The sequence below is a fragment of the Novosphingobium sp. KCTC 2891 genome, from assembly GCF_025938155.1.
In the GTDB taxonomy this organism is placed as follows: domain Bacteria; phylum Pseudomonadota; class Alphaproteobacteria; order Sphingomonadales; family Sphingomonadaceae; genus Novosphingobium.
Genome location: NZ_JAPCZG010000004.1, coordinates 139,374 through 151,060 on the forward strand (window position 1 = coordinate 139,374; position 11,687 = coordinate 151,060).

Sequence of the window (11,687 nt, forward strand, 5' to 3'; positions counted from 1 at the left end):
GAGAGCTGGCGCCCTCCCCCTTCCTGGCTCATCCGTGCTTCGATTCGCGCGTGGGCTGGACCATGCCGGGCGCGATGAAGCCGATCGGGCCGGGGTCCATGGCGCGCTTCTTCAGCTCGCCCCTCATCCGGCCATAATCCTCTTCCATCTCGGACGTCACCGTGGCGCGCGAATCCTTGAGCGCCTCGGCGAAGTCCGTGCCGTTGACCTGCTGCACTTCGCCGCCCGCCCGCCGGATGGCGTTGAGACCGGCGCGGCGCACCACGTCTTCCAGATCGGCGCCAGTGAAGCGCTCGGTCTCGCGCGCCACCGCGTCGAGGTCCACGTCGCCGGCCAGCGGCATCCCCTCGGTGTGAATCCGCAGGATGTGCGCGCGCCCTTCAAGGCTTGGCGTGCCGACATAGACCAGTTCGTCGAACCGGCCCGGCCGCAGCAGCGCCGGATCGACGAGGTTGGGCCGGTTGGTCGCGCCAATGACCACGACCGACTGGAGTTCCTCCAGCCCGTCCATCTCGGCAAGGATGGTGTTGACCACCCGCGCCGTGACCTGGGGCTCGCCCACGCCGCTGCCGCGCGCCGGGACGAGGCTGTCGATCTCGTCGATGAAGATCACGCAGGGCGCGACCTGACGAGCGCGGGCGAAAAGCCGCGCGATCTGCTGCTCGCTTTCACCATACCACTTGCTCAGCAGGTCCGAGGACTTGATGGCGATGAAGTTCGCCTCCGCCTCCTTGGCAACCGCCTTGGCCAGCAGGGTCTTGCCGGTGCCGGGAGGGCCATAGAGCAGGAAGCCCTTGGCCGGCCGGATGCCGAGGCGGTGGAAGGCCTCGGGGTTCTTCAGCGGCAGTTCCACGCCTTCGCGCAACCGCTCCTGCGCCGCATCCACGCCGCCGATGTCCGCCCAGCCGACCGTCGGCGCCTGGACCATGACTTCGCGCATTGCGGAAGGCTGCACGCGCTTCAGCGCCTGGAGGAAATCGTCGCGTTCGACACGGAGCGCGTCGAGAACGTCCTGCGGGATCGTCTGCTGCTCGAAATCGAGCTTGGGCATGATCCGCCGGACGGCCTCGATCGCCGCCTCGCGCGCCAGCGCGGCAAGATCCGCACCGACGAAGCCGTGCGTGGTGCGCGACAGCTCCTTCAGATCGACATCGCCGGCCAGCGGCATCCCGCGGGTGTGGATGCCGAGGATCTCGCGCCGGCCGCTTTCGTCCGGCACGCCGACCACGATCTCGCGGTCGAAACGGCCCGGACGGCGCAGTGCCTCATCGATGGCGTCGGGCCGGTTGGTGGCGGCGATGACGACAAGGTTGGAGCGGGCCTGAAGCCCGTCCATCAGCGTCAGCAACTGCGCGACGAGCCGCTTTTCCGCTTCGCCGGTGACCTGGCTGCGCTTGGGCGCGATCGAATCGATCTCGTCGATGAAGATGATCGCGGGTGCGGCCTTGGTCGCCTCCTCGAACACTTCGCGCAGGTGCTTCTCGCTCTCACCATAGGCCGATCCCATGATTTCCGGGCCGTTGATGGTGAAGAACGAGGCATCGCTTTCGTTGGCGACCGCACGCGCGAGCCGGGTCTTGCCGGTTCCCGGCGGGCCGTGCAACAGCACGCCCTTGGGCGGATCGACGCCCAGGCGGGTGAACAGTTCAGGATAGCGCAGCGGCAGTTCGACCATTTCGCGCAGTTGGCGGATGGTATCGCCCATGCCGCCCACGTCGTCGTAGTTGACGTCGGCACGGCTGCTGCGCGGCTCCTCGTACTCGGCGCGCAGTTCCACCTCGGTGTTCTCGTCGATATGGACGATGCCCTTGGGGCTGGTCGAGACGACGGTGAGGCGGATCTGCGTCAGCGCGAAGGCCGGCGCGTTGAGCATCTGGCGCAGCTGCGGCGGCATGTCGCCGCGGTTGACCTGCTGCTGGCCCGCGGTCGCCACCAGATCGCCGGTCACCAGCGGACGGCCGGCGAAATTGCGCTTGAGCGCGGCCGCCGGGCCTTGCAGGCGCAGGTCGCGCTGGGCAGGCGCGAAGACCACGCGCTGCGCCGGGCGGCTGTCCGCCTTGCGAACTTCCACATGTTCGCCCGAGCCGACATCGGCGTTGGCGCGCTGCAGGCCGTCGAGCCGGACCAGTTCCAGCCCTTCGTCCTCGGGATAGGGAAGCACGGCGCGCGCGGCGGTGCTGCGCTTGCCGATGATCTCGATCACGTCGCCCTCGGTCACGCCGAGCTGGCCCATCACCGCGCGGCTGATGCGCGCGATGCCGTGTCCGCTCTCCTCCTGCCGCGATCCCGCGACCTGAAGCCGCACGACCTTGCTTTCGGGAAGTGTTGCCGCTTCTGCCATTGGCCCCTTCTTTCCGTCCCGTGCGTAAATGCACCGGAACCTCAGCTAGGAACCGATGGACGGCTTTTCAAACGCGGAAGGCGGAAGAAGGTGCCCCTGGTCCCCATGGGTGACCCGAAATATCCCGGAGCAGGGCAAAAAAATGGCCCGGTTGTTGCCAACCGGGCCGGAAAGTTTTGGGAGAGGATGCCTGAAAGGCAATTTTGATATGCTCCGACCCCCGTTTTTGTGCAAGTGCGAAATGGGTCATCCTAGTTGCATTTTTTGCACAAAAGACATCGGAAATCAGCCGGGTCGACGGAACCTGAGTGCGAAACGGTCGGTCTTTCCGCGCACCGACGGGTCGAAAACCCCGATATCGTGGGGATCCTCGCTGCGTCGCAGCACGTCGCTGGCCCCGTCGAAGACAAAGCCGGCCCGCTCCAGATCGGCGCGCACCCGCTCCGGATCGATGCGATGAAATTTTTCGACGATATCGCGCGGATCACCGGCAGGCCCCACGTGATCGACGATGACCACGCGGCCGCCGGGCCGCACCGCCGCGAACCAGTTGCGCAGCACCGCGTCCACATCGAGCGCGGGATGCTGGTACTTTTCCGAGACGAAGTAGAGATCGTGATATTCGAGATGCGCGAAAATGCCGTCGAGACTGGCGGGTGCGAGCAGTTGCGCCTGCGCCGGGACCACCATCGGCAGGACATTGGGGTGGGCCTTCAGCAGCGGCGCCCACGCATCGGGCTTGTGGAAGGCGGGCATGTTCACCGCATAGACCCGGCCCTTCGGCCCCACGACATCGGCGATGAGCTCGGAATAGTAGCCGCCGCCCGCGCCCCAATCCGCGATCGTGTCTCCCTTGCGGAAGCCCGCGAAGTCGAGAATCGCGGCGGGCATCCGGCTCTCGTCAAGCTTGCGGCTGGCTTCGCTGCGCGCCTTGTCGGCCAGCGCTCCGGCATAGTCATCGGGCTTCGCCGAGGCGAGCGAGGGTTGCCCGGCGGCCAGCACGGCCGCGGCGGCCAGGATGATCGTGCGATTCATCGTATTCTCCCCATTGTCGCCGCTCAGCGCCGGCGCGCGCAGCCGCGTTCGATATCCGGCCCGATCGCGCGGGTGGCACGATAGGTGTAGATTTGATCGGACATGCCGTCGCTGCAAGGACCTTTCTCGATCCGCAGCGTCAGCGGCTTTCCGTCGAGCGTTCCCGAATATTCGACAAACGTCGCCCCGACCTGGCGCGCCACGGTGATGCGGATGCCATCGGGAAACTCCGGCGTGCTGTAGGTGAGCGTGGCGCCGTCGATATCGGCTCCCCAGAACGGCTCGGTGCCCACGGCACGCAGCCGCTCGGGCATGGCAATCGCCGGGACGGCTGCGGCAGATGGGGAAGCGGGCGAACCGGGCGCGGCGCGCGCCTGCACTTCGGCGGAGGCGGCGGCATCGGGCGCGGTCGCATCGACCGGCGCGGGCGCAGGCCGCGAACAGCCCGCCAGCAACAGGAAACTTGCCGCAACAGTGCTGGCATTTCGGAGTGTAATCACGCTCGTTCGGTTCTCCTGCCCCCGGACTGCGGGGACAGGCATAACCGTGCCGAGGTCAATGCGCCAGCAGCAGCGGCACCAGCGAGCGGTCGAGCAGCGAGCGCGAAACGCCGCCGAGCAGAAGCTCGCGCAGGCGGCTCTTGCCGAACAGGCCCATCACCACCAGCCCCGCGCCGAGGCGGCGCGCGGTTTCCTCGATGGTGAAAGCGATCGTGCCATTCGGCTCGGCTTCATGCACTTCGGCATGGATATCGTGCCGCGAAAGGTAGCTGGCCGCTTCGGACGCAGGGAAATCCTCGGACTTCTCACGCACGGTCAGCAGGTGGACCGCGCTGGCCATACGCAGGAAAGGAAGCGAGGCGCGCAAGGCGTTGGCGGCTTCGTACCCGCCATCCCATGCGACCAGCACCGGCACGTCGAAGCGCAGCAGCGGCGTGCCGCGCGGCACTGCCAGCACCGGGCAGCGCACTTCGAGGCCGACTTCCTCCAGCGCGGGATCGTCAAGGCTGGCGACGATCAGGTCGGCGAAGCGCGAGGCCGCGGCGAGGCCTTCGATGCGGCCCTCGTCGATCACGGTCACGTCGAAAGCGACGTCCTGCCGGCCGAGCCGGGCATTGAGCTCGGCTGCGAGCTTTTCATCCTGGGTGCGCACTTCGTTGATCGCGGCGGCGGACAGCGCGGCACCGCCGAACGGTTCCCACAGGGCCATCTGCGCGAACGGGGTGGCGATCTGGAAAGTCACGTGGCCGGACTTGGCGCGGGCCAGCGCGAGGGCGGTTTCGACGCGGTCGTCAAGCGTGGCCGCGCTATCGGCCGGACAAAGAATGGAGCGCATGGGGATCCTCCTTCTCTTATAGGAGGCTTTCTTTCGCCCCCTGGGCCGCAGCCTACCATGATCCACGTCAAATCGAAGCGGCGATCCACGATGCTTGCAGACCTTAACCGAGCCGTTAAGGAGGTTGGCAGACAGGCAAAGGACAAGAACGGCATGGCATTCGACGCGGTGATTTTCGATTTCGGCGGCGTGATCACCTCGTCCCCGTTCGAGGCGTTCAACCGGCTGGAGGAAAGCCGGGGCCTGCCCCGCGACTTCATCCGCACGATCAACGCCGCCAATCCCGATACCAATGCCTGGGCACTGTTCGAGCGGGCCGAGATCGACCGCGACACGTTCGACACGCTGTTCGCCGCCGAAGCCGCCGCGCTGGGCCATGTGCTGGAAGGCCGGGCGGTGCTGGACGTGCTGGCGGGCGCGGTCCGTCCCGCGATGGTCCGCGCGCTCGACACGCTGAAAGGCCAAGGCTTCCGCCTGGGCTGCATCACCAACAACGTCCCCACCGGGCACGGCGCGGGCATGGCGCGCAGCGGCGACAGCGCGGACGAGATGGAACAGATCTTCGGCCGTTTCGAGCACGTGATCGAAAGCAGCAAGGCCGGTGTGCGCAAGCCCGACCCGCGCATCTACCAGATGATGTGCGACCACCTCGGCCTTACGCCGGCGGCCTGCGTCTATCTCGATGACCTTGGCATCAACTGCAAGCCGGCGGCGATGCTGGGGATGCACGCGATCAAGGTGACGAGCGGCGAACAGGCGCTGGCCGACCTTTCGGCGGCGGTCGGGCTGGACCTGCTCGCGACGGCCTGAAGCCTTCCAGCGCCCGGGGCGTCCTGGCGCCCGGGCTGGATCAGGACGCAATCCGCAGCGCCGAGGCGCGGCGGAACAGTTCGAGAATCAGCGGGTCCTGCTCGCGCGCGCGGATCGCCGCCTCGAAGCGCAGCTTGCGCTTCGGGCGGGGCAGGACTTCGACCAGCGTGCCCGCCGCCAGTTCGCCCCGCACCATCGGTTCGGGCAGCACCGCCGCGCCTTCTCCGCCGATGAGGATTTCCACCAGCATCCGCACGTTGTTGCAGGTGCCGATGGCGCGGGGCGCGATGCCGCGCTCGGCCAGCGTTTCACGCATCACGCCGTGGATCGGTGAATTGGCCGGCAGCGACCATACCGGCAGGGGCCGGGCAAAGCCGCCGGCGCGCGCGGTGGCCGGGCTGGCCGCCCAGACCAGGCCGACCGATCCGATCGGCGCGGTGACAAGGCCGGGGCTGGCGACGGGGCCGGCCAGGAACACCAGATCGCTGGTGCCCGCCTGCAACTGCTGAAGCATCCGCGCGGTCAGGTCGATCTCGATCTCCAGCGCCACGCCAGGCAGTTCCTGCTCGACAGCGTGGACGAACCCCGGCAGGCAGGTCGCTGCGGCAATCTCGCCCGAGCCGACGCGGACGATGCCGGTCGCCCCGGCAAAATCGGAAGCGCGCAGCAACGCGCGCTCGAACCCGGCCCACAGCGGCTCGCAATCGCGCACCAGTTCGCGGCCCCGGGCGGTCAGCACCATGCCCCGCCCTTCCTTGCGGAACAGCGCCACGCCCAGTCGCTCCTCCATTTCGCGGACGCGCGCCGAAATGGCGGGCTGGGTGGTGTTGAGCCGCTCCGCCGCGGCGCGGAAAGTACCGAGCCGGGCGATCCACAGCAGGGTTTCGAGGTGATAGAGGGCAAGCCTTCTCATAGCCAACATCTATCAGATCAGATAAAAAAGTATCGCTATTTGCGATTGATCCGGCGCGCTACCATGCGGCCATTCCACAAGGGAGAGAGACATGGCTTCGAAGGTCTATCCCGACGCCGCCGCCGCGCTGGACGGGTTGCTGCGCGACGGGCTGCTGATCGCCTGCGGAGGCTTCGGTCTGTGCGGCATTCCGGAGCGCCTGCTCGACGCGGTGCGCGATGCGGGGGTGAAGGACCTGACCTTTGCCAGCAACAATGCCGGGATCGACAACGAAGGCATCGGCAAGCTGCTGCGCACGCGGCAGGTGAAGAAGATGATCTCGTCCTATGTGGGCGAGAACAAGGAATTCGAGCGCCAGTACCTTTCGGGCGAGCTTGAGGTGGAATTCTGCCCGCAAGGCACGCTGGCCGAACGGATGCGCGCGGGCGGCGCGGGCATCCCCGGCTTCTACACCAGGACCGGCGTTGGCACGCTGGTGGCCGAGGGCAAGGAAGTGAAGGAATTCGGCGGCGAGGACTATATCCTCGAACGCGGCATCTTCGCCGACCTTGCACTGGTGAAGGCGTGGAAGGCGGACGAGACGGGCAACGTGGTGTTCCGCAAGACGGCGCGCAACTTCAACGTGCCCGCGGCCACCTGCGGCAAGGTCTGCGTGGTCGAGGTGGAGGAAATCGTGCCCACGGGCAGCCTCGATCCCGATGCGATCCACCTGCCCGGCGTCTATGTCCAGCGGCTGGTCGTGGGCGCGCCCTATGACAAGAAGATCGAGTTCCGCACCGTGCGCGAAAGGGAGACGGCCTGATGAGCTGGTCACGCGATGAAATGGCCGCCCGCGCCGCGCGCGAATTGCAGGACGGGTTCTACGTCAACCTGGGCATCGGCATCCCGACGCTGGTGGCGAACCATATTCCGGCGGGGATGACGGTCACGCTCCAGTCGGAAAACGGGATGCTGGGCATCGGCCCCTTCCCCTATGCCGGAGACGAAGATCCCGACCTGATCAACGCCGGCAAGCAGACGATCAGCGAACTGCCGCAATCGGCCTATTTCGACAGTGCGCAGAGCTTCGCCATGATCCGCGGCGGGCACATCGACCTGACCGTGCTGGGCGCGATGGAAGTGGCCGAGAACGGCGACATCGCCAACTGGATGGTGCCGGGCAAGATGATCAAGGGCATGGGCGGCGCAATGGATCTCGTCGCCGGCGTGAAGAAGATCATCGTGGTGATGGAGCACGTGGCCAAGGACGGCAGCTCCAAGTTCATTCCCGCCTGCACCCTGCCGCTGACGGGGCGCAACGTGGTGGACATGATCGTGACCGACCTCGCCGTGTTCCAGCGCCCGGATCATTCCTCGCCCTTCCGCCTGATCGAGCTTGCGCCCGGCGTCACGGCAGAGGAAGTGAAAGCGAAGACCACCGCGCACTACATCGGATAGCGCGCGCATTGGCGCCAAGGGGAACGGCATGACCACCACGCTCATCACCGCCAACCGGAACTATTCCAGCTGGTCGCTGCGGCCGTGGGTGCTGATGAAGGCGCTGGGCATCGCATTCATCGACCGGATCGAGCCGTTCACCAAGCCATCAAACTACGATGAGTTCCGCGCCTTTTCCCCCACGGGGCAGGTGCCGGTGCTGATCGACGGCGAGATGCGGGTGTGGGATTCGCTGGGCATCACGCTCTACCTGGCCGACCGGCACCAGGGTGTGTGGCCGGCGGATCCGGCCGCGCGCGCATGGGCGCAGGCGGTGGTGGCGGAAATGCACGGCGGATTTTCCGCCTTGCGCAACGACTGCACGATGAACGTGGGCGTGCGGGTGGAGCCGAAGCCGATGCGCCCCGCGCTGGCCCGCGACGTGGCGCGCATCCGCGAGATTTTCGAGGAAGGGCTGGACCGCTTCGGCGGACCGTTCCTCGCCGGCCCCGCGTTCAGCGCGGCGGACGCGTTCTATGCCCCGGTCGCGTATCGCGTGCGGACCTACGGCCTCGACGTGGGCCGCGGACAGGCGTGGGTGGACCATGTCCTTGCCATCCCGGCGATGCGGCAGTGGGAAGAAGAGGCGCTCGCCGAAGAGTGGCGCGAGGAAAGCCACGAGGCCGAACTGGCCGAGGCCGGACGGATCACCGCAGACTATCGCAAGGGCTGATCCGCCGCACCTTTAATTATCCGCTTAGTCAAAACCGGCTGGAATTGCAGCACTGGTTGTGGAACATCCTCGGTCAAAAGCGCGGTCGCGAAGAACCCGCGTACAAGAGAGGATGGCTTTCATGAACAATGCCGTGTGCCGCATGGTCGGCTGCGAATTCCCGCTTTTCGCGTTCAGCCATTGCCGCGACGTGGTGGTGGCGGTGAGCAAGGCCGGCGGCTTCGGCGTGCTGGGTGCCGCCGCCTTTTCTCCGGAGGAGTTCGAGCGCGAACTGGCGTGGATCGACGCGCACATCGACGGCGCGCCTTACGGCGTGGACGTGCTGGTGCCCGAGACCATCGACCCGCGCGTGACAGCGCTTTCCACCAATGCCGCACGCGCCAAGGCGATCTCGCCCGAACATCGCGCTTTCGCGACTGGCGTGCTGGAAAGCCACGGCGTGGCAGCCGTCTCCGATGACATGGCCCTGCCAGAAGGCGTGGGCATCACTCCCGAAGTGGGCGTCGCGTTGATGGAAGTGGCGTTCCGCCATCCCATCAAGATGATCGCCAACGCGCTGGGCATCGCCCCGCCCCGGATGATCGAGGAGGCACACAAGCGCGGCATCCCCGTGGGCGCGCTGGTGGGCGCCAAGGAACACGCGCTGCGCCAGGCGGCGGCCGGAGTAGACATCATCGTGGCGCAGGGCGGCGAGGCCGGCGGGCATTGCGGCGAAGTGGCGACGATCGTGCTGGTGCCCGAAGTGGTCCGCGCGCTGAAGCAGGCGGGATACGAGACGCCCGTGCTCGCGGCCGGCGGGATCATGACCGGATCGCAGATGGCGGGCATGATGGCGATGGGCGCGCAGGGCGCGTGGTGCGGCTCGGTGTGGCTGGCCACGACCGAGGCCGAGACGAGCGAGACGTTCCGCGACAAGATGGTCGCCGCCCGCTCGCGCGATACCGTGCGCTCCAAGAGCCGGACCGGCAAGCCGGCGCGCCAGCTCAAATCGGCATGGCACGAAGCCTGGGACGGGCCGGGCAGCCCCGGTGCGCTGCCGATGCCGCTGATGGGCCTCGTCTCCGAACCCTCGTTCCGCCAGATCGAGAAAGCCGCCGCGACCGGCAATGCCGGTGCGAAGGAACTGGTCAGCTACTTCGTGGGGCAAGGCGTGGGGCTGGTCGAGCAGGTCCGATCGGCCCGCGCCGTGGTGCAGGACTTCCGCGAGGAGTTCGCCGAAGCGGCCGGTGGGCTGCTGGCGATGATCGGCGACGAATGACGCCGGCGGGGATCAGCCTTCCGGCTGGTCCCCGGCATCGCGCGCATTGAGCTTGGCCCAGAGGCCCTCGGTGCCCGCCTCTACCGCCTTGTTCACGTATTGCGAGGCGACCAGCCAGCCCTTGAACGGGCGCAGCGTGGCAAGGCAGCCGACGCCCAGGATCGGCACCGAAGTGAGCATGTGGACCCACCACGGCGGATCGTAGGCAACCTGCACCCACACCGCGACGAACGTGAGCGGGAACGCGGTGATGCACAGCGCGAAGAAGGCAGGACCGTCGTCGGCATTGGCGAAGCTGTAGTCCAGCCCGCAGCTTTCGCACTTGTCCGCCAGCTTGAGCCAGCCGTCGAACATCTTGCCCTTGCCGCAGCGCGGACAGCGTCCCTTCCATCCGGATTCGACGATCCAGCGGAACTTTTCGTTGGTGAACAGACCCATCCGACGCTTCCTTGGTTACGCCGGCGAGATAGGACGCCCCCTTGCACAGGGCAAGGACGCATTCCCCGGAACCGCATGAACCGCAGACCATTGTCGAAGGCCCGAACGGCGCGCATATTCGGCGCCCGAAAGAAGAGCCTGACACAAGAGGACGCCGACATGACCCAGCCGCTGCCCGACATCGCCCTGACCCGCAACGACGGTTCGCCCGACAGCCTTGGCGCGCATCGCGGCAAAGTGCTGCTGGTGGTCAACACCGCGTCGCAATGCGGACTGACCCCCCAATATGCGGGCCTTCAGGCGCTTCAGGAAACCTACGGCACGCAAGGGCTGGAAGTGCTGGGCTTTCCCGCCAACGACTTTGGCGCGCAGGAGCCGGGCAGCGACGACGAGATCCGCACCTTCTGCGAAACCGGCTTCAACGTGAGCTTCCCGCTGTTCGCCAAGGCGAGCGTGGTGGGCGAAGGCAAGCAGCCGCTCTATGCAGCGCTGACCGCCGCCGTGCCGGAAAAGCGCGGCGATCCCGAAGCCTTCCGCGAACGCCTGCGCGGCTATGGCATGACGCCCAACCCGGACCCGGAAGTGCTGTGGAACTTCGAGAAGTTCCTGATCGCGCGAGACGGATCCGTGGCCGCGCGCTTCGCCCCGACCGTGGCGCCCGACGATGCGGACCTTGTCACCGCGATCGAGACCGAACTGGGGAGGACGGCCTGAGGACATCATGACAGGCCCACTCGCCCTGTTCCGGGCGCGTTTTCTCGACGTTCTCGCCTCGATCTACATCTACAACGAGTACCGGGGCTACACCTCGCTCGACCGCGTGCTGGAAGCGGTGCGGGCGCGGTGCCCGGACGAGGCGGACTTCATCGCCGCGGTCGAGAAGCACCGCGGCGACGAGCGCAAGCACTACGTCATGTTCCGGCGCTGGTTCGAGCGGCAGGGGCGGATGCCGCTGATGGTGGACCGCACCTGCGGGCACATCGACCATTTCATCCAGCGCGTGTTCGGCTGCACGATCGAGGAACTCGACACGGCCGCCATCGTCTCCAGCCCGGAAGCGTTCGAGCAGTTGTGCCGGGTGATCATGCTGACCGAGCAGCGCGGGATGCGGCAGGTCGAAGTGCTGCTGCGCAACGGGCACGTCCGGTCGGACCCGGTGATGAACCGGCTGTTCCGCATCGTGGAGAAGGACGAGCCGGATCACTGGATACCCTACGAACGGTGGCTCGCCGTGCATGGCCGCGCCCGCGCGCGGTGGCGCGAGCGGTGGGCCGACTACTGGATCCACAAGTCGCTGATGCTGGTGAAGCTGCCGATGCTGTTCCTGCGCCGAAGCACCCCGCGCATGGCGCGCTGGCCGGACGAAGCCGCACCGGCGAGTTGAACACCGATGCGCTCGCCCCGGAGG

Annotated in this window: 13 protein-coding genes; 7 read left to right on the plus strand and 6 right to left on the minus strand. The window is 67.1% G+C overall.

The genetic code is table 11. From position 1 onward, the window contains the following. Window positions 1-28: 28 nt before the first annotated feature. The 4 genes from OLX02_RS09645 to OLX02_RS09660 all read right to left on the minus strand — a co-directional run bounded on the left by OLX02_RS09645 (window position 29) and on the right by OLX02_RS09660 (window position 4,711). Window positions 29-2,341: a CDC48 family AAA ATPase gene (locus tag OLX02_RS09645; protein ID WP_264422320.1), complete on the minus strand. Its 2,313-nt coding sequence runs from the start codon at window positions 2,339-2,341 to the stop codon at window positions 29-31. 285 nt (window positions 2,342-2,626) lie between these two features. Beyond that, a complete protein-coding gene (locus OLX02_RS09650) occupies window positions 2,627-3,376 on the minus strand; it encodes a class I SAM-dependent methyltransferase (protein ID WP_264422322.1) in 750 nt (249 codons plus the stop codon). A gap of 23 nt (window positions 3,377-3,399) precedes the next feature. Further along, a complete protein-coding gene (locus tag OLX02_RS09655) occupies window positions 3,400-3,876 on the minus strand; it encodes a COG3650 family protein (protein WP_264422324.1) in 477 nt (158 codons plus the stop codon). Between the two features lie 55 nt (window positions 3,877-3,931). Then, window positions 3,932-4,711, minus strand: coding sequence for a universal stress protein (locus OLX02_RS09660; protein ID WP_264422326.1), 780 nt, complete (start codon window positions 4,709-4,711; stop codon window positions 3,932-3,934). A 153-nt stretch (window positions 4,712-4,864) separates the two neighbouring features. On the opposite strand from OLX02_RS09660, the gene OLX02_RS09665 reads away from it, so the two are divergent. Beyond that, window positions 4,865-5,521 (plus strand): HAD-IA family hydrolase, encoded by a 657-nt coding sequence (locus OLX02_RS09665; protein ID WP_264422328.1) that lies wholly within the window; start codon window positions 4,865-4,867, stop codon window positions 5,519-5,521. Window positions 5,522-5,561: 40 nt separating this feature from the next. On the opposite strand, the gene OLX02_RS09670 is transcribed toward OLX02_RS09665, so the two are convergent. After that, window positions 5,562-6,434, minus strand: coding sequence for a LysR family transcriptional regulator (locus OLX02_RS09670; protein WP_264422329.1), 873 nt, complete (start codon window positions 6,432-6,434; stop codon window positions 5,562-5,564). A 91-nt stretch (window positions 6,435-6,525) separates the two neighbouring features. On the opposite strand from OLX02_RS09670, the gene OLX02_RS09675 reads away from it, so the two are divergent. The 4 genes from OLX02_RS09675 (at window position 6,526) to OLX02_RS09690 (ending at window position 9,841) form a co-directional block, all read left to right on the plus strand. Then, window positions 6,526-7,236 (plus strand): CoA transferase subunit A, encoded by a 711-nt coding sequence (locus OLX02_RS09675; RefSeq protein ID WP_264422331.1) that lies wholly within the window; start codon window positions 6,526-6,528, stop codon window positions 7,234-7,236. Continuing rightward, complete coding sequence (locus OLX02_RS09680; RefSeq protein WP_264422333.1) at window positions 7,236-7,871, plus strand: CoA transferase subunit B; 636 nt, start codon at window positions 7,236-7,238, stop codon at window positions 7,869-7,871. Before OLX02_RS09675 ends, OLX02_RS09680 begins: the two co-directional genes overlap by 1 nt. Window positions 7,872-7,899: 28 nt before the next feature. Beyond that, window positions 7,900-8,583 (plus strand): glutathione S-transferase family protein, encoded by a 684-nt coding sequence (locus tag OLX02_RS09685; RefSeq protein WP_264422335.1) that lies wholly within the window; start codon window positions 7,900-7,902, stop codon window positions 8,581-8,583. Between the two features lie 121 nt (window positions 8,584-8,704). Next, window positions 8,705-9,841 (plus strand): NAD(P)H-dependent flavin oxidoreductase, encoded by a 1,137-nt coding sequence (locus tag OLX02_RS09690; protein ID WP_264422336.1) that lies wholly within the window; start codon window positions 8,705-8,707, stop codon window positions 9,839-9,841. A gap of 12 nt (window positions 9,842-9,853) precedes the next feature. Here OLX02_RS09690 and OLX02_RS09695 read toward each other — a convergent pair whose 3' ends face one another. Continuing rightward, window positions 9,854-10,279, minus strand: coding sequence for a DUF983 domain-containing protein (locus OLX02_RS09695; RefSeq protein ID WP_264422338.1), 426 nt, complete (start codon window positions 10,277-10,279; stop codon window positions 9,854-9,856). Window positions 10,280-10,438: 159 nt separating this feature from the next. Here OLX02_RS09695 and OLX02_RS09700 point away from each other — a divergent pair, with 159 nt between their 5' ends. Next, on the plus strand, window positions 10,439-10,993 hold the full coding sequence (locus tag OLX02_RS09700) for a glutathione peroxidase (protein ID WP_264422339.1): 555 nt from the start codon (window positions 10,439-10,441) through the stop codon (window positions 10,991-10,993). A gap of 7 nt (window positions 10,994-11,000) precedes the next feature. Further along, on the plus strand, window positions 11,001-11,663 hold the full coding sequence (locus tag OLX02_RS09705) for a ferritin-like domain-containing protein (protein WP_264422341.1): 663 nt from the start codon (window positions 11,001-11,003) through the stop codon (window positions 11,661-11,663). Window positions 11,664-11,687 lie beyond the last annotated feature (24 nt).